Below are 19455 nucleotides of genomic sequence, written 5' to 3'. Positions count from 1 at the left end.
ACCGCCGGTGCGGTTCTATCCAACTCTCCCAAACGATGAAAACTATATTTCACAAAATCATTGCGCTGGCGGCTGTGCTACTGGCGCTGAACGGTTGCAAATCGTTCGATGAATTGGAGCCGAACCCGAACGTGGCCGGCGAAGACAAGACCATACCGCCTTCGCTGTTGCTGGGCCGGGTACAGATGGAAGTATCTCGAGGTGGTGGCGTAATTGACGGGGTTCCGGGCAACGTACTGGAAGGGCCGTTTGGGCAGGTGCAGCGCTGGAATCAGTTCGTTATCTCGAACGACACCTATTATGGCGGGCAGAATGGCTATAACTGGTCTACGTCGGCCCCGATGTACAACGTGCTGCGGAACGTGAGCAAAATGGAAGAGCAGTCGGTCAAAATTCTGAACAATCCCAAAAACGTGTACACGGCCCTGGGTAAGTTTTTCCGGGCCTACGTGTTTGTGTGGCAAACGCAACGAGTGGGCGATGCCCCGATGATGGAGGCCGGTAAAGGACTGGAGTTTATCACGCCCAAATTCGACTCGCAGAAGGCGATCTATGCCGGTGCGCTGCAACTGCTGGACGAGGCCAACACCGAACTGGCTGCGCTGATTGCCACGCCCGCCAACCCTGCTGCCACGCTGGAGGGGGACATTTTCTACGCCAATGACATCAAAAAATGGCAGAAAATGGTAAACACCTACAAATTGCGGGTGCTGATCAGCCTGAGCAAACGCGCCGACGACACCGCCGATCTGGGCATCAAGCAAAAATTTGCAGATGTGGTCGACAACCCGGGGAAGTACCCGCTTATGGCCAGCAACGCCGACAACATGGTGTTCACCTACAATGCGTCGTATAACACCTATCCGGTGGGGCCAACGGCCAACTACAACCGCTCGTCGAGCATGGCCAGCACCTACCTCAAACTAACGACCGCCACGCAGGACCCACGCACGTTTGTGGTGGCCACGCCCGCCCCGGCAGAGTTAGTGAAGGGCAAGAAAGTAGACGACTTCACGGCCTACGTCGGTGCTGATATTTCGGTGCCGATTCCGGATTTATCCACCCAGGCCATCGACGGTAAGTTTTCGTTCACCAACTACCTGCGCTATTATGTGTCGCTGACCGGACCGGAGCCGTATATCATGGTAGGTTTTTCGGAGATGAACTTCAACATTGCCGAGGGCATCAACCGGGGCTGGGCCGCACCGACGACCACGGCAGCCACCTACTACACACGCGGTATCAACGCATCGCTGACATTTTACGGCCTGACCGAAGGCGCGACGCTCCCCATCGGCGACCTGACCGGCAAATCGCTCGGTTCGGTAAAGGCAAACATTGCCGCATTCCTGGCTAATCCGGGTGTGGCGTATAAGGGCGACAATGCCGAGGGGCTGGAGCAGATTCTGAACCAGAAATACGTCGCCTTTTTCCAGAATTCAGGTTGGGAGGCTTTTTACAACTGGCGCCGAACGGGTTTTCCCCGCACGTTTATCTCGACCGGATCAGGCATCAACGCAGCCGGCAGAATCCCGCGTCGGTGGCAGTATTCAGTGGATGAACAGACCTATAACACCGAAAACTACAAAGCGGCTATCACGGCTCAGTTCGGCGGCACCGACGATCTGAGCAAAGACATCTGGCTGACGAAGTAAGCCGTTTAACAACCTCTACCATACGTACGAGTGAATGAAGCGGTTCATTCACTCGTACGTGATTTTATAATCTTATGCCGCTTTTCGCTAAACAGACAATACTTCTGATTGCTTTGCTTCCGGCAACGCTCATGGCGCAACCGGCGGAGATGGTGCTGCTCAACGGCAACATCATCACGATTGCCGAGAAGGGCCACCGCGCCCAGGCTGTTGCTATCAGCGGGGGTAAACTTGTAGCCGTTGGCTCGAACGCCGACATCCGAAAGCGCATTGGCAAGCAAACCCAAACGATTGACCTTCAGGGTAGAACAGTAGTACCTGGATTCAACGACGCTCACTTGCATCCGAGACCCGTTTTTCCCTTCGCGTCGGTTCACGCGGTGGTGAACGTCGGGCCGGATTCGGTCCGGACCATAGACGAACTGGTCGCGCTGTTGCAGAAAAAGGCCCGACTGACACCGGCTGGCTTACCGGTTCAGGGGTTTGGCTATCAGGACACTAAACTCGGTCGGCACCCGACGCGGCAGGATCTGGATCAGGTATCGCGAACGCATCCGGTCATTATCCGGCATTCAAGCGGGCACCTCTCGGTCGTCAATTCGTACGTTATCGAGCGGGCTGGATTAAACGCCACCACGCCCGACCCGGCTGGCGGGGCTTTTGATCGCGACAGCGCAGGCGTTCCCAACGGCGTTTGCCGCGAAGGGGCAGGCTCGCTGGTGCAGCGCCTGGCGAAACTGCAACAGCCGCCCCCACCGTCGGAAGCTGAAACGCTGGAAGCCTATCGCCTGTGTTTTCAGTCCTATCTTACCAACGGCATCACGAGCATTACGGAAGCGGGTTCGTCGTTCACCAGAATGGCCCTGTACGAAAAACTACAGGCGTCTGGTCTGTCGCTGCGCATTAACCTGCTGTTGTCGGTCGGCGAACTGGACGAAGCCGTTCGGAAGGGCATCCGGCAGGGCTATGGCACTCATAAACTACGGATTAGCGGTATTAAGGTTTTTCACGGCAACTCGCTGAGCGGTCGCACCTGCTGGCTCAATGAACCGTATGACATGGTTAACCCCGAAACGGGCAAACGCGATTACTACGGCATTCCCCCCGAACGAACACAGGCCCAGCTTGACAGCCTACTCCTGAAGATTCACCGCAGTGGGCTACAAGTCGCCTGCCACTCCAACGGCGACCGCGAAATTGCTATGGTGCTGACCGCCCTCGAAGCCGCCCAGCGCGTCAGCCCGCGACCCAACAGCCGCCACCGCATTGAGCATTGCAGCGTGACGAACCGCGAACTGCTCGAACGCATCCGGCGCGACAGCGTGGCGGTGGTGCTCCACTCCTACATCTACGAACACGGCGACAAAATGTTGGTGTATGGTACGCAGCGCTGGAACATGATGCACCCGAACCGAACCGTACTGGAGATGGGTATTATGGCCGCTCAGCACTCCGACTCGCCGGTGAGCGCGGCCATTCCGTTATTACGCATCCAGAGTTTAGCCACCCGGCGCAGTGCCGAAGGCATCGTCATCGGCGAAAGTCAACGCATTCCGGCTGAAGATGCCATCCGGCTCTGGACGCTCGGCGGGGCAAAAACGTCCTTTGAAGACGCGCAAAAAGGAACGCTCGAGGTAGGCAAACTGGCCGACCTCGTGGTGTTGTCGCAAGACCCGACCACGACTGATGTAAACCAGTTGAAGGCCATTCGAGTGCTTAAAACAATGATCGGCGGCAAGGTCGTATTTGAACAATAACTCAATCATAAATCTCCCCAAATCATGAAGAACATTTTATTCCTCCTGCTATCTCCAGCCATCGCCCTGGCTCAGGCACCCGACCAGACCGATACGCTGGTATACAACGCCCACCGGGCCGTTACACTCGAGGGAGCCAGCAACTTCCGCGACCTGGGTGGCTACCCGGCTGCGGAGGGCAAAACGGTAAAATGGGGCCGCATCTACCGCTCGGCTGATGTGAGCAAGCTGACCGATGCCGATATGAAAACCCTCGAAGCCCGCCACATTGCCACCGTATGCGACCTGCGCGGCCCCGACGAACTGAAGACCAGCCCCGACCGGCTACCCACCGGCGTAACCTACGTGAATCTGCCCGCTGGGAGCGAAACCCTCCGGGCCAACACCAATTACGCAGCCATGAACCGCGACTCGATGATGCGCGTGGCCTACACCCGCACCGACCACCTCAAGGCCAAATACAAGCCCATGTTCGATCAGTTATTAATGCTCGACGGCGAAAAAGCTCTGATGTTTCACTGCACGGCGGGCAAAGACCGCACCGGCATGGGAGCCGCCCTGGTGCTGAGTGCGCTGGGCGTGGACAATGCCACAATTCTGAAAGATTATGTCGCCACGGATGTATACTGGAAACAGGGCCGAGAGCGCGTTGCTCAGATGATGCAGCAGGGCGGGGCAGGTAATGCACAGATGGCGAAAATGTTAGCTGCCGACCCGGCATATCTGACCAACTTCTTTACAACCATTGATCAGAAATACGGCTCAATGACCAATTTCTTAACGACCGAAATGGAATTGACACCAGAGAAACTGACTACTTTGCGGACGAAATACTTACAATAGTCAGGCTTAAACTACGCATTACCCCGGAGCAATAAATTATGCTTAACAAGTCTTTCCCTCTTAGCCTGTTGCTGCTGGTAACCCTGACTGTTTCGGCCCAGCCAAAAGCGCAGCGACATCGCAGCGACAAACGGACACTCGCCGACAGCCTGCCTATAGCTATGCCCTACAACCGGCTCATCGATGCGGCTGGTACGACGGTCATCTTCGGCGACGCTAAGCTCGAAAACCATTCGCTCGATGTAGCCCTGCTGCCCGGTGGCACCCAGGTAGTAGTAGAAGACCGTTACGGCATTGCCGTTCTCGACCGGGTCAGCCGCAAAATCACCTACCGCTGGAGTCTCAGCGACGCACCCGAGACAAAATCCCTGATGAGCGTATTTTCGGGCATAGAAGCGGTTGTGTACCGGGGGCAAACGTATCTGATCTGGGGCGCGTCGGAGCGGGGAAAGGGGAAGTCGGGGGTCGTGATTGCCCCGTTCGCTAACGGTAAAATCGGGGCGGTTGAGTTCCTGACTTTTCCGGCCGTGGCCCCGATTCCTCTCTCGCTACCCAACGACGTTGCCGTGCAGACGGAAGGTGATGAATTATTTCTGTACGTAGTGCTGAACGGTAATAACCAGCTTGTTAAAGTGCGCTTTGCTGATCGCAGCATCGTCTGGACGGCCCCGACGGGCGTAGCACCGTACGGCGTGGCCCTCGCCAATGACCGAGCGTTCGTAACTAACTGGGGTGGCCCGGTGCCCAGCGTAGATTCGCCCGATTCGACCCGTAAACTTGAAACGGCGGGCGTTCCAGTAGCTTTTGGCAATGCATACGTAGCCCCCCGAACGGGCGCGACGGCGCAGGGTACCGTCTCGGTCATTGACCAGAACGACGGCAAGGTCGAATCCGAACTGCGGGTGGGACTGCACCCCAATGCCATTTTGACCAGCCGCGATGCGAAGCAACTGTATGTCGCCAATGGCAACAGCGATTACGTATCGGTCCTCGACGCGCAAACGCGGCAGGTGGTTGATTCAATAGCGGTGGGCCTGTTCGGACGGGGCAACAGCCGCATTGGCAGCACACCTAATGCCTTAGCTCTCGATTCAACCGGTACAACGCTCTACGTAGCCAATGGTTTGGATAACGCCTTAGCGGTGGTGAGCATCGGCAACACGCCCGGCAACCATAGCGTCAGAGGATACATCCCCACGCAGGCGTACCCGTCGGGGGTGCTCTGCGTCGGTAATGAATTATACGTCACCAATCTCGAAGCCGCCGGGTCGCGGGTTGCCACGCCGGTCGAACCAGCCAGTCAGGGGCGCAACCTGAAACCGGGTCAGCGGGCCTTGACATCGCACCGGCAGTTGGCCTCGGTATCCATCATTCCCGTACCGACCGAAACTGAACTGGCGAAGCTAACCGAGAAAGTGCGGCAACTGAGTCTGCAATTCCGGCTGGCCCTGGCCGAGCAACAGCCCCGCCCCAACGCCCGCCCCCGGCCCGTACCGGAGCGTATCGGCGAACCGTCGGTGTTTAAACACGTGCTATACATTATTAAGGAAAACCGCACGTACGACCAGGTGTTGGGCGATATGCCCGAAGGTCGTGGGATGCCCTCGCTCTGTGTCTTCGGCGACAGCGTCACGCCCAATCAGCACCAGTTGGCTCGTGAGTTTACGCTGCTGGACAACTACCACGTGTCGGGCAAATCGTCGGCGGAAGGTCACCCTTGGGCCGACGCAGCCATCGTAACCGACTACACCGAAAAAAGTGTGCGGGCGTGGTTCCGGTCGTATCCGCACGTGCTCTACGATGCTATGGTTTATAACAAGGAAGGGTTAATCTGGAACAACGCTCTCGATCACGGCAAAACCGTTCGTATCTATGGCGAAGCCTGCGACTGTGAGTACGACAAGCAGCAATACGACTGGAAGAAGCTCTATCAGATGCGGCTGACGGGCCAACCGTTTTCATACACCAATACGACAACCATTTCGCGGGTACGCCCCATTCTGGCGATGAATTTTCCTGGCTGCGCCGACGAAGCCATCAGCGATCAGATGCGGGCTGATGCGTTTATCCGCGACCTGAACGCGGCAGCCGCCAGCCCCGGCGATGACTGGCCTAACCTGATGGTCATGGCCCTTCCAAACGACCACACGGCGGGAATGAGTCCGAAGTTCCCGACGCCCCGCGCCATGGTAGCCGACAACGATCTGGCCGTTGGCCGGATGGTCGAGGCCATTCAGAAGAGTCGGTTCGGGGCCAATACTGTGATTTTTATCACAGAAGACGACTCGCAGGCTGGCTGGGATCACATTTCGGCCTACCGCACGACGGGCTTTGTGATTAGCCCCTATTCGCGGCTCCGAAAAACGGTGACGACCAATTACAACCAAACATCAATGGTGCGCACCATTGAGCAGATTCTGGGATTGCCGCCCATGAACGTCATCGACGTCACGGCCCTGCCCATGTTTGACTGCTTTACCGACAAGCCCAATACTACGCCATATCAGGCCCTACAGAATCGGATTCCGCTGGATGAGATGAACAAGCCGTTGACAAGTCTGCGGGGCCGTGCCTTGCAATACGCCCGTGAGTCGGTCGAGCAGGCGGAGCAGGGCATCGACACCGGCGAAGACGAGCTGATGAACCGAATCCTGTGGTTTGCTACGAAAGGCAACGCACCTTATCCACGCCACCGTTGACAGATTACTTATCATTGAAAATCAACCACTTAGCACAAAAGATCATATTGACAAAAAGTAGTGATTTTCTCCGTAAAGTACTGCTCCGTTTCCTTAAGGCAAAAAATAGCTCCATAATTCCTCGTCAAGCTTCTGGTATAGGTTGCGTCGCGTTTTCTTCACACAACTACCTGTTTATATTCGTGCAGGATCCCGCCTACTCAACTGGCCGTTTTCGGTTAATAAATGGGCAGCTAATGCTTTTTAATGAACTCGTTATTTTACTGTCAATGAATGGTTTGTGTCAATTTCAGCTACCGCTGGAAATCGTTCAGAAAAACGTCCCTTTTATTGGACTAAAACGGCCGGTTAAATAGAGGAGGAAGCGTGTACGGAAATAAACATAGGTGTCACACGAGGAAACCGCTACGCAACTTACACCAGAAGCTTTACGAGGGAGTTTTGAGCTATTTCTTGTCTAAAGGAAGCGGAGCAGTACTGTCTCTTCATAATCACTCATTTATCCACCATCTGCGGCTGGTCTTCCGGCTCCTTCTCCCGTACTGCATTACTCTTCAAGGCTTCCAGCCCTTTCTTACCATAGGCCAACTTTGTAATACCGACGTAGAGCACCGGCACGACGAAAATAGCCAGCGAGGTCGCGGCCAGCATCCCACCCAGTACCGTCCGGCCGATGGTAACGCGGGCCACGCCCCCCGCCCCACTGGCAATGGCCAGCGGCACCACACCCAGGATAAACGCCAGCGAAGTCATCAGGATCGGGCGGAGCCGGAGTCGCACGGCTTCGATGGTCGACTCAAACAGATCGCCCCCCCTGTCCACGCGTTCTTTGGCGAACTCCACAATCAGAATGGCATTTTTGGCCGCCAGACCAATGAGCGTAATCAGGCCAATCTGAGCGTACACGTTATTGGTCAGGTACGGGAACAGAATCAGCGCGAGGATGGCTCCCAACGCGCCGATGGGTACCGACAGCAGCACCGAAAACGGTACTGTCCAGCTTTCGTACAGGGCTGCCAGAAACAGAAACACGAAGCCGATGCTGAGCGCGAAAATGTAGATGGAACTGTTGCCCGCGCTAATCTCCTCGCGGCTCAGGCCAGAGAAGTCGAACGAGTAGCCTGCAGGCAGCACTTTCGCAGCTACTTCGCGCAGGGCCTCGTTGGCCTGACTGCTGCTGTAACCCGGCTTAGCCCCGCCGTTTAGTTCGACGGAGCGAAACAGGTTGAAGTGCGAAATCAGCGGGGCATTTTCGATAACACTGGTTTTAATAACCGTGCTGATGGGCACTAATTGTCCGCCTGAATTGCGCACGTAGAACTGATTCAGGGCTTTTATGTCGGTACGGTACATCGTGTCGGCCTGGGCCACCACCCGGAATTTGCGGCCGTAAATAATGAAGTCGTTGACGTACTGACTACCCAAAAACGTCTGGATTGTTCGGTAGACCGTACTCACGGGAATACCTAATCTTTTGCATTTATCGCGGTCCACTTCCACGCGGTAGGCCGGCGATTTAGCCGTGAAGTAAGAGAAGATCCGGCCAATTTCGGGTCGCTTCTGGGCTTCGGCAATGAAGTTCTGAACGACACCGTCGAAGGCCCGCACGTCGTCGGAGGTTTCGCGTTGCTGAATCTGGAACGTGAACCCCGAGCTTTGGCCTAATCCCGGAATGGCGGGCGGCTGCACCACCTGTACCCGCGCATCGTTCAGGCTGGCAAAGGCCCGCTGTAGTTTGCCCACCAATGAATCGGCCTGCATTCCATCTCCAGTGCGTTCGTCCCAGGGCTTTAGCTGGATAAATACCGTGCCGCTGTTCGATTTGGATGCGAAGGTAATGGCGTTCAGACCGCCCAACGCCGAAAAGTGACTGACGTACGGCTGCCGTTTGAGGGTGTCCATGATGCGGTTAAGTACGACTAAACTACGCGAGGTCGAAGCGGCTTCGGGAATTTCGTAGGTCACAATCAGCCGTCCTTCGTCCTCCGTCGGGATGAAGCCCGTTGGTTTGGCCCGGAACAGCAGCCCCGTGCCGACGTACAAAACCACTAAGCCGACAATCACCAGCGGTGTAGCTTTGATGAGCCGCTGAACGCTGTTCGAGTAAGCATTTGTGACCCGCTCGAACCACTGATTGAATTTGTAAAAAAACTTGTCTAATCCTTTCGCATTTTCGTCGATGTGCTGCGGTTTGAGCAGCAGCGTACACAGCGCGGGCGTTAGCGACAGGGCCACGAACGCTGAAATCAGTACCGACACGGCGATGGTAATGGCGAACTGCTGATAGAGCCGCCCAACGATGCCGGGAATGAATCCCACCGGCACGAACACAGCCGCCAGAATCAGCGCGATGGCGATGACCGGAGCCGAAATCTCGCGCATGGCTTCCACCGTTGCTTCTTTGGGCGACATGCCTTTGTCAATGTTGACCTGCACTGCTTCGACCACTACGATGGCATCATCGACCACGATCCCGATGGCCAGTACGAACGCGAAGAGGGTCAGCGTGTTGATGGTGAAACCGAGCGGAACAAACAACGCGAACGTGCCGATAATGGACACCGGAATCGCCAGCAGTGTGATGAGCGTGGACCGCCAGCTTTGCAGAAACAGGAATACGACCAGAATAACCAGCACCAGTGCTTCGAGCAGCGTTTTGATCACTTCTTCAATGGACACTTCAATCACTGACACCGACTCGAACGGCACCACGTATTCCACGTCGTTCGGGAACGTCTTTTTCAGGTTGTCCATCGCGTCGTACACGCCCTTAGCCGTGGCTAATGCGTTGCTGCCGGGCAACTGGTACACCAGTAGATAGGCTGCCCGCTTGCCATCGACAAACGAATTACTGGTGTACGAAAACTTGCCTAACTGCACGCGCGCTACGTCTTTAAGGTACACCAGCGAACCCCGCGCCGGGTCCGAACGAACGATAATATTATTGAACTCTTCCTCTTTGCTGAGCCGGCTGTTGGTGAAAACAGTGTACTCGAACGCCTGCGACGTAGGTTGGGGCGGCCCACCTACCGAGCCACCCGCCACCTGTAGGTTCTGCTCCTGCAAAGCCGCTACTACCTCTTCGGCAGTAAGACCAAGCTGAGCTAACCGGTCGGGCTTCATCCAGATGCGCATACTGAAGTCGTCGGCCCGGCTGAAGATGTCACCCACACCCGGCACGCGCAGTAAGGCGTCGCGGATATAGATGTTAGCGTAGTTATCCAGAAAAGAGACGGCATGGGTTCCTTTCGGTGCGTAAATAGCGACCAGCATAAACAGCGACGGGTTACGCTTGCGAACCACCACCCCCAGTCGGTTAACTTCTTCGGGCAGTTGCGGCTCGGCAATACCCACCCGGTTCTGTACGTCGAGGGCGGCAATATTCACGTCGGTGCCTACTTTAAAGGTCACGTTCATGGTCATCCGGCCGTCGTTGGTGGCGTTGGTTTGCACATAGTCCATGCCGGGCGTACCATTCACCTGCGTTTCAATGGGTGTCGCCACGGTCTGCTCCACCGTTTGGGCATCGGCTCCGGTGTACGTGCCGGTTACCTGCACCACGGGGGGCGTGATGTCGGGGTACTGACTAACGGGCAAACTTAACAGCGCCAGTACACCCAGGATCACGATGACGATGGACGCGACAATAGCAGTGACGGGTCGGTTAATGAATATTTCTGCGAACATGATTTAACGAATGAGAAAGTGAACGAGCGAACGAGTGGACAGGCTACGCAACTGGCGCTCTTCCACTCATTTACCGGTTTGCTGATTGAGGTTTACCTTCACCTTAGCCCCTTCCTTTATCTTTTGGGTTCCTTCTGTCACGACGACCTCGCCTTCTTTCAGTCCATTTTTGACGATTACTTTCTCGTTGATCCGCGCACCGAGCGTCACCTTTTTCTGAGTCACTTTGCTGCTGTCACCCACGACAAACACAAAGTATTCGCTCATCTGCTCCGTCACGGCCTGGTACGGAATCAGCAGTTCGGGCTGGTTGGTGCTGTTTCTCACCCGCACGTTGCCGTTCATGCCGACTTTCAATTGCTTATCGGGGTTAGGAAAGGCGATTCGGACCCGGAGCGTACCCGTTTGGGGGTCGATGGCGCGGTCGACAATGCGAACCGAACCGGGGTATTTATAGCGACTACCACCGGTCAGTGCCAGCACGAAAGTTGAATCACGCACGATATTTTTTTGACTCTGCAATTTTAAAAAGCGAGGAATTTCAGATTCATCGACTTGCACATCGGCCGCAATCGGGCTGTCGGACGAAATCGTGTTGAGCGGTACCGAACCGGGCGCCACAGCCGCCCCAATCCGCACCTGCGAAATACCAATGGTGCCGGCGAGCGGGGCGTAGATCGTCGTGTATTTCAGATTCGTGGCTACCTGCCGGATGTTGGCCTGAGCCGCTTCGACCTGCATCCGAGATGCTTCGAGCGTGGCCGATGCGTTGTCGACCACCTGCCGGGCGATGGCATCCTGCCCGGCCAGCGTGTTGTAGCGGTCGGCATCTTTCTGAGCACGGTTAAGATTTGCTTTCTGCACGTTCAGGTTCGCCACCGCCTGATCATAGCCGGCGCGGTACTGCTGGGCGTCGATGGTGTACAGTTTCTGCCCTTTTCTGACGCGCTGCCCATCCTGAAAGAAGATGCCCGTAATGTTACCTGCCACCTGCGGCTGAATCTCAACTTCGCGCAGGGCGGTTACCGTCGCCGGAAACTCGTCATAATAGGTAGCGTTACCCTTTGTCGCTTTCACCGCGGTGACCGGCGTGGGCGGTGGTGGGGCCTGCTGTTGCTCGTCCTGCTTATCGCCACAGGCAGTCAGCATGAGTGCGATGCCCGCGATGAAACCAGATTTAATGTGTTTCTTCATTGTGTGTATGCGTGTATACCCCGATCTATAGTCCGGGAGCATAGTTAAAATCGAATTTCGCCCAACGCCCGCTGCACATCCAACTTACTCACCAGTAGTTGATTGAGCGCGTTAAATACGTTGAGACGGGCCGTTCTGAGGTCAGCCTCGGCAATGGAAACTTCCAGGAATGCCTTCACGCCGGAGCGGTACTGCAGGTTAATAACCCGGTAGACATCCTGCGCCAGCATCAGGTTCTCACGTAGTGCCCGGTAGATAGCCAGGTTGCCCTTGTAGGTTGCCAATGCCTGGGCGTATTCGGCGTCGATGGCACTCGTTAGCCCGGCTAAATCCCACTGGAGTCGCCTGACCTGTAGCTCCGCAATTTTTGTCTGCTGCACCCGCCTGCCGCCCTGAAAAATGGGTAACGCCACCGACAAACCAACCAGCGAGTTCGGGAAATTCTGGCCGTACAGCTGCGAAAAGCTATTGTTCTGATAAAACAGGTTGTAATTCGCGTTGGCGTTCACCGTCGGCAAATACGCCCACCGGTTGTAGCGCACGTTGGCGTCCAGCAGCCGCCCCTGCGTTTGTAACAACTGGTATTCGATGCGGTTAAGTGGATTGACCAACTGCACCGTGTCTAAAACAGCATCGTTAACCAATTGCAGCGTGTCGTACGTCAGGTTGATGGGACTGTTAGGCGGGTAGCCCATTAACTGTTTAAGCACTTGCTGTTTGGCTCCGACCAGATCCTGAAACTGCTTCCGCTGGGCAACTGTGTTGTTAAGGGCAATACGGGCCCGTTGCGGGTCCGTATTGTCCACTACGCCACTCTGATATTGATTGGTAGCGTCCTGCAAACTACGCTGCAGCCGGGCAATGTCTTCGGTCAGAACGTCGGCCTGTTTCTGGGTCAGGATCACATCGTAGAAGGCTTTGCTAACGTTCACAACCACATCAATTTTATTGTCGATGGTTGCCTGCGTAGCCTGCACCCGGTACGCATCGGCCGTCCGGCTGGCCAGTAGCACGTCGCGGTTGAACACGGCCTGAGAAAGGGAGAACGAGACGGTCGAGGTGTTTTTAGCCCCCAGCGTTACCGGCCGCCGTTCGCCCGTGGCTGCGTCGGGAATGAGCGTTACGGGCAGCTTGAGGTAGTGCAGTACGTTGTAGCCCGCGTTAAGCTGTGGATACCAGGCCGCCAGCGTCGAACGCACGGTACGATCCGCTATCTCCTGGTCGATTAATAGCTGCCGAACGGTCGGCTGATTTTCCAATGCATACTGAATACAATCGGGTAGCTGCGCCTGCTGCGCTAATGCATCGGGTGTTTTCTGCGCCAGGCTGACACCAGAGAGCATTGCAAACAAGCCAGTGCAGCAGATAAAGCATCTATTTTTCATAACGTAATAACGGGCAACAGCCTTATGGATAGGCTCTACTGTAACCGTCAGGCTGTCGATAAAGTTGAGAATAAGTAGACTTCCCTTTGGTACCGTTTCGGTCTTTCAACCATTCATCAATGCGCAATCTACTTACTATGAGTATAACTGCCGACCGGTGGATAGCACAGGTATATCTGATCTTTATGGCTGGATACGGCCAGCCACTATGGGTTGGGCGAAGGGCTGCCAGCTTACCGCAATCACGTAGGCCAGCACCGTGAGCGCAAACCCATACATAAACACTGTGTATGAAATTCGAATGAGCCGGTACTTGTGGGCTAAAACCAGGCCTAAATAATAGACATCGTTGGTCAGGTGATGATACAGAAGGTCCGCGTTTTCCAGCAGTCCATGAATGCCCTCTTGGTAGGCTTCTCGGGTCATATTATGAAAATTTCCGAAAAACAGAAGATTTGTTCGGCCGGCCTGGACATCTTCCATTGTAAACGTGCCGTGTGTAACTGTCGGGCGAGTGGCCAGCACTGCGTATATGATAGTTATTGTGCAAACCAGCGTCAACAGGGCCGTTGGGATAATCAAGTTGGGAAACTCATCGAACTTACGAATCACCACTGATACCATCAGAGAAATGATGATGGCATTGATTGAGATCATGATGTTGGCTTTATTATCGGCAATGTTCGACAACTCAATATGGTTGCGCGACATGGTTCGAAACATGGTTTCGATACCCTTGTTCTGCTTACCGCGTTCCTCGTCGAGTTTACTTACCAGCCGTCCATTTTCTTTCGTAAGTTGTTTCAGCTGCCTGAGGTAGGGTTTGATGCGCTCCCGGTTGAAAAGGAGTTGTTCCAAATTCTTCTTCTGACGGGGTGCCAGTTCGTCCCGGCCGTAATTGGTAAAGTAAGTATGGTCACGAAGCAGGTGAATGTCACGTTCCTCCCACTCTGTTGGCGTAATGCAATACCCCTGCTGAATTTCCTGTTCTTGCCGGAGCAATTCGGTTCGCTCGAAAAAGTCTTTTTTGCCCAAATGAGCCAGATCCGCATCGCACAGCGCCTTTGCCAAATCGTCCTGGGGCGATTGGGGCAGGCGGGTCGCCCGGATGCAAGCGACTACAAGCTCGATCTGTTCAGGGTCCACCTCGTGCTGGATCAGAAAATCGCGGGCAACCTGTCCGCTGGCTTCTTGTGGGTTAGTCGGTGTCTGGGGCACGCCTGTATCGTGAAACCAGGCCGCCAGGCTCACCGTGATCAACTCCCGTTTACTCCAATCACTCGCTTTGCCAATCTCGCGGACCATATCGATCACACCCAGGGTGTGATCGAGGGTGTGATAGGGAAAGTCGGCGGGCGATACCCGTGTGATTAATTCGGTGGCGTGCGCTGCCGCCAGTCGGAGAGTTTCTTTGGTCGCGTGCATATAGGGTGGTTAACGTCTGACGTGAATAAATCATAAGCTGTAACGCAAAGACAATAGAATAGGCAGGGACACAAATCGATGCCGAGTAAGCGAGAAAGGATAACCATCACCGTTCTGCATGACTATAACGCTGATGGTTGTAGCATCTAACTGAGACACCGGAGCCCGTTTTGTAATGTCAGACGGACTTGCCTCTATGACTGGATCGGCTCCGGAGCTGACCAGTGTATGTGTATTGAGCTTGACTGATTTGATGAACACGAATAGTAACAATAGATCTAATTTCATGAACAAGATCGTGTCGGTAAGGTAGATAGCTGGTGAACAGCAAATAAATGCATCGGGTGTTGGCGACCCCGAAGGACAACCTCCCCCAACGCTTTTATCTGAAATGCCGGATCAGGAGTTAGAAGCTGCTCCATGGCGTCAGTTATGACCAGGTTGTACTGTTGCTCGGTACTAAGGGTCATTATCCGGGCTGCTACATTGATGCTATCGCCGTGGTAGGCAATGTCCGATTTGTACCGCCCGACTTCGGCCATCACTGCCGCTCCAGTATGCATACCTGCTTTAAACTGCGGCAAAACGCCGTACGCTTTAAGGAAATCGGCTTCCCGTTGCCTGACTGCCAGCCAAATGCGCTGATAACAGGTAATACACCTATTGAAGTTGAATCCATCCACCACCGGCCATGTAATTACAATTTCGTCCCCCACGTATTGATACACCTCTCCACCAGTCTGCTCGATTGGTTTACCCATCAGATAAAAAAAATCCTGCATTAGGGCGCTGTAGGTCAATTCGCCCAACTGTTCAGCAAAACGGGTCGACTGATTCAGGTCCATAAATAGAAAGACGACCTGCTTAAGCCGGGGCTTCCAATAGTATCCCGTCAGGATGTTAGTCATATTGCGCCAGCCCAGTCGTTGAGTCAGGCTATCCATTAAGTTTACGCACAGTAACACGACACCACTTGCTAGTAGCCAATTCGGCGATCCACCCGTTTCAACGGAGGGCAGTAACCGTAATCGTGATGCTGAGAGCCAGTTTGGCAGAAAGTGATTAAGAACCTGGTAGGCCAGCAACCCAATCGTTACTGCGACAAATTGAAAGAGTGGTGATCCTATAAAACCCAACCACGTGTACCGACGCCGAAACAAGGGGCGTTTGAAATACTCAACGACCCATTCAGTTAGTATAATTAAGCCGGCCGTGTAAACACTTCCCCAAATGGCTACGACCACGAGAGACAACTCCAAGCCATATTTGCTCAACATGAACAGGATTAGGGTCAGACTACACAACCCGAGTACGGTTACGTATCGAATGCCCCAGTAGCGAAAGCTATGAGGCAACTCCAACAATTGCTTACCCATAGGATGCGTCAAAAGTCTTCCAATGAACAGGGGCGTAATTTTTCAACTAAAAGGTGCGAGAACCTTCGTCGGATTAGTCAGTTCGTTTTGTCAGAGAATATTAACTTGAGCATAGCGAATAATTTATAACGCCAGAATTTGCTTTGACATTCGTGCATGTAAATTCGGTTCTAAATAATCAGGGGTATTTTTGGATTAAGGGGGTCAGGTCCAGTTGCATGATTGGCGAGAAAGGCAGTGTATTAACGGAATTGGTAGCGTCCTCTGCTGTCTCACCCAGCATCACTAACCATCCTCTTGAGCGGTCCTGAGCCAGAAACATTTGTTCCATCCGTTTCTCAGCGATAAGTTGTACTACCTGCTCGTGTTCGGCAGGCGCTATCTGTGGATCGGGGTTACTTAACCAAGTAAAGGCAAACATGTAGCGATTCATATATTCTTTAATTAAAGGTTACAGTTTTAAAAAACGTCCCTCGCTAACTCTTCGACGTATATTCTGGCTCACGCGTCTGGGTATACATTGGCACCAGCGGGTAAGCAGCGATTACAATCTGCTTCAGTATCCGATCACATTAAGGAACAACTGGATTGGCGCATCTGCCCGACCAATTCTACTCCATCAAACTTGGCGCAGTTAAATTGGCAATGAGTAGTTCAACGTAATTGGTTTACTACTGATAGTCGGAGCTGGACCATCGAATCAGGCCCCGTTCGGTATCCACCGTTCCCAAGACTTGACTGGTCGCACGATTCACGTGCTGGCGAATGAGCGGCAGCAGCCGCGCCTGCGTTAGTTTACCATGTAATCGGTGAGTTCCCAAAAACAGCGTGGGGGTCCTGACTACACCATCCAAGCGTCCCTGTTCTATGGATGACCATACGACTTGTTTCACCCTTTCATCATGAAGATCGTCCAGAAATGGTTCCAGTTTAAGTCCCAGCGCTAAGGCAAGACCCGACAGTGAATGAAGCGATATAGTAGAAGCATGAGTAAACAGAGCCTGGTGCATGATCCAGTGCTTGCCCTGCCGCCGAGCAGCCTCCGTCGCCGTCGCCAACATAAATGCTTGGGGATGAAGTAGGTTTGGAAAGCAACGAAAGGTATAATGCACTACTCCCTCGAATATTGGCAGGATCGTTGCCAGTACCTTGCGGAACGACTGACAACGTGGACACGTAAAATCACCATACTCGACCAATTCGAGCGTAGTTGAGTCATGCCTATGGGTAAAATTATTGGGGTCGTTACTGCTCATGGCTTAGGGTATCTATAACTTCAGATAGTTGCCCAGGTTACCAATACAGTATGCCAAATTGAATGCCAGGTTAGAAAACGTAAAGAAAACAAGTCGTATACGGTCCTGCGGCCATAAAAAACACTTATTAGCTCAAGCAACATAGAAGTGCCAGGAGGCAACTCCAAAATTTTACACGGCTATTCTGTGCTTCTCCAAAATATTCAGTAGAGATAATAGCCTTTATGCACCATTTTTTTGATTGTTCAGGATTAGTAAGAAGCATTACGTCGAATAAATGATCAGTGCAATACGCCTATCACCACAACTTGCCCACACGGTTAATTGTAAAGGACATCAGTCATGACATGGTGAATGTTTCGATATGAACAGTTTCGTTTGGGCCATTTTGAGCGTTGGTCAAACCCTGTCTCGATGATAAAAGGAAGTTCAGAATTTGGCCTAAAAAGCAGCTTTCGGGACGGTTGTCTGAGCGGGTTACGTAGCCGCTTTATTAAAACGAGAAATTTAACAGGTCATTTAGCTGATCGTTTCCATATGGTGCGGGCCCATTATATTGGATAAAGCCGGAATAGCGACTCCAACATAATAGAATGCACTTGCTCCCGGTTCTATTTATCAAACTCTCCTCTATCACAATTACGCTGCTACAGCCTTCAAACAGGGTTTAGCAGCGTAACTATCCGTCTTCTTCTCCCCTTGGCACTGGCCTTGATAGCTAACTTGTATCCCGGTATTCTCTCATTCAATTGCTCTACGTGTCCACGTAGTCAGCGTGTAATTAGTTGCATGATTAATAGGACTCTTTAGCTGCCATAACTAATTACTATACTCCCGAATGCCTATGCTTACATCAAATCTGGCAATTGTAAAAGCTACCTATCAGGCCGTTATGCGAAACGACCTGCCCGCGGCCCGGATGGTCATCAGCGGTATCGCACAAGTGGTCTGGCAGGAAGCACTCGGCGTCGTGCGCGGTGAGTACTTCTTGTTAAGCGGTCGGGTGCTGACCGCCCGGCAGGCCCAGGAGTTCGGCGTAGTAAACGAAGCACTACCCGCTGCTGAGTTGCTCCCTAAGTTAGTTCTCTGGCCCGGGGGAGCAACTCCCCCCCCCGCTTACCCTGCGCCATACCCGCATTGCGCTCAACCAGCGCTTCCTTGAAGAGGTTGGCTACGGCTATACCTTAATTGGCCTGGGCCTAATGGACAAGGTACGTCAGGCCCAGGCGCAACCTGCTTGACGCGTCACCAACCTGGTAAAAACTAAACGGCACCCATCAGCTTACTTACGTAACTGTCGACGACCAGGTACCGTTTGGGCACAGTAAAACGTAGTGGACTGAGAGACAACTATTTTAAGGATATACGTTATGATTTTAGTAACCGCCACCCTAAACGTAAAGCCAGGTTGTCAGAAAAAGCTGACCAAGCTGACTACCGCATTAATCCATCAATCAAAACTCGAACCAGGCGGTTTCGGCTGTACCCTTTACCACAAGGCCGACCAACCGGATGTTTTTCTATTACTGGAAGAATGGCAGAATCTGGCAGCACTGGAAAACCACTATCAACAGCCTCATTTTAAGTCGTTCATCGAGGATGCCCAATCTCTGTTAACGAGTACACCCCTGATTCGCCAGTTTACCACCTTGTCAGAGTAGGGTCAAAGCCTTGTTTGTGCCGCCGGAATCGAATCAGCGCGGCTTCTGCTATCAGTGGTCATTCAGGGTTTTCCAATTCGGACAATAACGCGTCCATCCCATTCGCAAAACGCGTCATGTGGCATTTGACGATTGGGTGAATGTATACCAGCCAGTTTACTCGCTCTGAATGCTCGTCCGCTTCTAATTCGTTCAATGCTCGCTGCAGGGTATGCGTGGTGTCGGTGAGGTGAGCGCGGTAACGGGTCAGCGAGGCCTGCCATTGCTGGGCGGATTGCCGGGCCTCGGGTGAATCTTCCAGCGAACTCGTCACAGTCACCAAGCGGCAGATGGTGTTAAATTGAATGCTGATCAGGGAAAAAAACTGGTACCAATCCTGGTAATCATCCCGCACAGCCAGCCATTCACACTCAGTAGATACATACGGATTTGAGTTATTGTTTTGCATGGGTTCAGCCTGTTTTGCATAAGCTTTGCAAACTTCCTACCAACGCCAAAACCTCCGTCTACCGATAAC

General features: G+C 53.5%; 14 protein-coding genes. 6 read left to right on the top strand and 8 right to left on the bottom strand.

The window, feature by feature from the left end; all coding sequences use genetic code 11:
* The first annotated feature begins 35 nt into the window (after nt 1-35).
* From ACYVHB_RS27055 to ACYVHB_RS27040, 4 genes are all read left to right on the top strand, one after another.
* Nucleotides 36-1655, top strand: coding sequence for a SusD/RagB family nutrient-binding outer membrane lipoprotein (locus tag ACYVHB_RS27055; protein WP_461055014.1), 1620 nt, complete (start codon nt 36-38; stop codon nt 1653-1655).
* A gap of 74 nt (nt 1656-1729) precedes the next feature.
* On the top strand, nt 1730-3412 hold the full coding sequence (locus ACYVHB_RS27050) for an amidohydrolase (RefSeq protein WP_461055013.1): 1683 nt from the start codon (nt 1730-1732) through the stop codon (nt 3410-3412).
* A gap of 24 nt (nt 3413-3436) precedes the next feature.
* Nucleotides 3437-4255, top strand: a complete 819-nt coding sequence (locus ACYVHB_RS27045) for a tyrosine-protein phosphatase (protein WP_461055012.1) — start codon at nt 3437-3439, stop codon at nt 4253-4255.
* Nucleotides 4256-4293: 38 nt separating this feature from the next.
* On the top strand, nt 4294-6954 hold the full coding sequence (locus ACYVHB_RS27040) for an alkaline phosphatase family protein (protein WP_461055011.1): 2661 nt from the start codon (nt 4294-4296) through the stop codon (nt 6952-6954).
* A gap of 495 nt (nt 6955-7449) precedes the next feature.
* Here the strand turns inward: ACYVHB_RS27040 and ACYVHB_RS27035 are convergent, their stop codons facing one another.
* From ACYVHB_RS27035 to ACYVHB_RS27005, 7 genes are all read right to left on the bottom strand, one after another.
* Entirely contained in the window at nt 7450-10641 is a 3192-nt protein-coding gene (locus ACYVHB_RS27035) for an efflux RND transporter permease subunit (protein WP_461055010.1), read from the bottom strand.
* Nucleotides 10642-10707: 66 nt separating this feature from the next.
* Nucleotides 10708-11835, bottom strand: a complete 1128-nt coding sequence (locus tag ACYVHB_RS27030) for an efflux RND transporter periplasmic adaptor subunit (protein WP_461055009.1) — start codon at nt 11833-11835, stop codon at nt 10708-10710.
* A gap of 44 nt (nt 11836-11879) precedes the next feature.
* Entirely contained in the window at nt 11880-13178 is a 1299-nt protein-coding gene (locus ACYVHB_RS27025; RefSeq protein WP_461055008.1) for a TolC family protein, read from the bottom strand.
* Nucleotides 13179-13403: 225 nt separating this feature from the next.
* On the bottom strand, nt 13404-14645 hold the full coding sequence (locus tag ACYVHB_RS27020) for a Pycsar system effector family protein (protein WP_461055007.1): 1242 nt from the start codon (nt 14643-14645) through the stop codon (nt 13404-13406).
* Between the two features lie 284 nt (nt 14646-14929).
* Nucleotides 14930-15553, bottom strand: coding sequence for an adenylate/guanylate cyclase domain-containing protein (locus ACYVHB_RS27015; RefSeq protein WP_461055006.1), 624 nt, complete (start codon nt 15551-15553; stop codon nt 14930-14932).
* Nucleotides 15554-16199: 646 nt separating this feature from the next.
* A complete protein-coding gene (locus ACYVHB_RS27010) occupies nt 16200-16454 on the bottom strand; it encodes a hypothetical protein (protein ID WP_461055005.1) in 255 nt (84 codons plus the stop codon).
* Nucleotides 16455-16692: 238 nt separating this feature from the next.
* Entirely contained in the window at nt 16693-17277 is a 585-nt protein-coding gene (locus ACYVHB_RS27005; RefSeq protein WP_461055004.1) for a DsbA family protein, read from the bottom strand.
* A gap of 844 nt (nt 17278-18121) precedes the next feature.
* Here ACYVHB_RS27005 and ACYVHB_RS27000 point away from each other — a divergent pair.
* Both ACYVHB_RS27000 and ACYVHB_RS26995 read left to right on the top strand, forming a co-directional pair.
* Nucleotides 18122-18439 (top strand): hypothetical protein, encoded by a 318-nt coding sequence (locus tag ACYVHB_RS27000; protein WP_461055003.1) that lies wholly within the window; start codon nt 18122-18124, stop codon nt 18437-18439.
* Between the two features lie 208 nt (nt 18440-18647).
* Nucleotides 18648-18938: a putative quinol monooxygenase gene (locus ACYVHB_RS26995; RefSeq protein ID WP_461055002.1), complete on the top strand. Its 291-nt coding sequence runs from the start codon at nt 18648-18650 to the stop codon at nt 18936-18938.
* 58 nt (nt 18939-18996) lie between these two features.
* Here the strand turns inward: ACYVHB_RS26995 and ACYVHB_RS26990 are convergent, their stop codons facing one another.
* Entirely contained in the window at nt 18997-19386 is a 390-nt protein-coding gene (locus tag ACYVHB_RS26990; RefSeq protein ID WP_461055001.1) for a hypothetical protein, read from the bottom strand.
* Nucleotides 19387-19455 lie beyond the last annotated feature (69 nt).

This window comes from Spirosoma arcticum (assembly GCF_054779955.1).
This window is presented reverse-complemented; position numbering and strand designations above follow the sequence as displayed.

Excerpts from the sequence above, each read along its gene's own strand:
- ACYVHB_RS27055 (WP_461055014.1), top strand. The coding sequence starts at position 36 with ATGAAAACTATATTTCACAAAATCATTGCGCTGGCGGCTGTGCTACTG.
- ACYVHB_RS27050 (WP_461055013.1), top strand. The coding sequence starts at position 1,730 with ATGCCGCTTTTCGCTAAACAGACAATACTTCTGATTGCTTTGCTTCCG.
- ACYVHB_RS27045 (WP_461055012.1), top strand. The coding sequence starts at position 3,437 with ATGAAGAACATTTTATTCCTCCTGCTATCTCCAGCCATCGCCCTGGCT.
- ACYVHB_RS27040 (WP_461055011.1), top strand. The coding sequence starts at position 4,294 with ATGCTTAACAAGTCTTTCCCTCTTAGCCTGTTGCTGCTGGTAACCCTG.
- ACYVHB_RS27035 (WP_461055010.1), bottom strand. The coding sequence starts at position 10,641 with ATGTTCGCAGAAATATTCATTAACCGACCCGTCACTGCTATTGTCGCG.
- ACYVHB_RS27030 (WP_461055009.1), bottom strand. The coding sequence starts at position 11,835 with ATGAAGAAACACATTAAATCTGGTTTCATCGCGGGCATCGCACTCATG.
- ACYVHB_RS27025 (WP_461055008.1), bottom strand. The coding sequence starts at position 13,178 with ATGCTCTCTGGTGTCAGCCTGGCGCAGAAAACACCCGATGCATTAGCG.
- ACYVHB_RS27020 (WP_461055007.1), bottom strand. The coding sequence starts at position 14,645 with ATGCACGCGACCAAAGAAACTCTCCGACTGGCGGCAGCGCACGCCACC.
- ACYVHB_RS27015 (WP_461055006.1), bottom strand. The coding sequence starts at position 15,553 with ATGACTAACATCCTGACGGGATACTATTGGAAGCCCCGGCTTAAGCAG.
- ACYVHB_RS27010 (WP_461055005.1), bottom strand. The coding sequence starts at position 16,454 with ATGAATCGCTACATGTTTGCCTTTACTTGGTTAAGTAACCCCGATCCA.
- ACYVHB_RS27005 (WP_461055004.1), bottom strand. The coding sequence starts at position 17,277 with ATGAGCAGTAACGACCCCAATAATTTTACCCATAGGCATGACTCAACT.
- ACYVHB_RS27000 (WP_461055003.1), top strand. The coding sequence starts at position 18,122 with ATGCTTACATCAAATCTGGCAATTGTAAAAGCTACCTATCAGGCCGTT.
- ACYVHB_RS26995 (WP_461055002.1), top strand. The coding sequence starts at position 18,648 with ATGATTTTAGTAACCGCCACCCTAAACGTAAAGCCAGGTTGTCAGAAA.
- ACYVHB_RS26990 (WP_461055001.1), bottom strand. The coding sequence starts at position 19,386 with ATGCAAAACAATAACTCAAATCCGTATGTATCTACTGAGTGTGAATGG.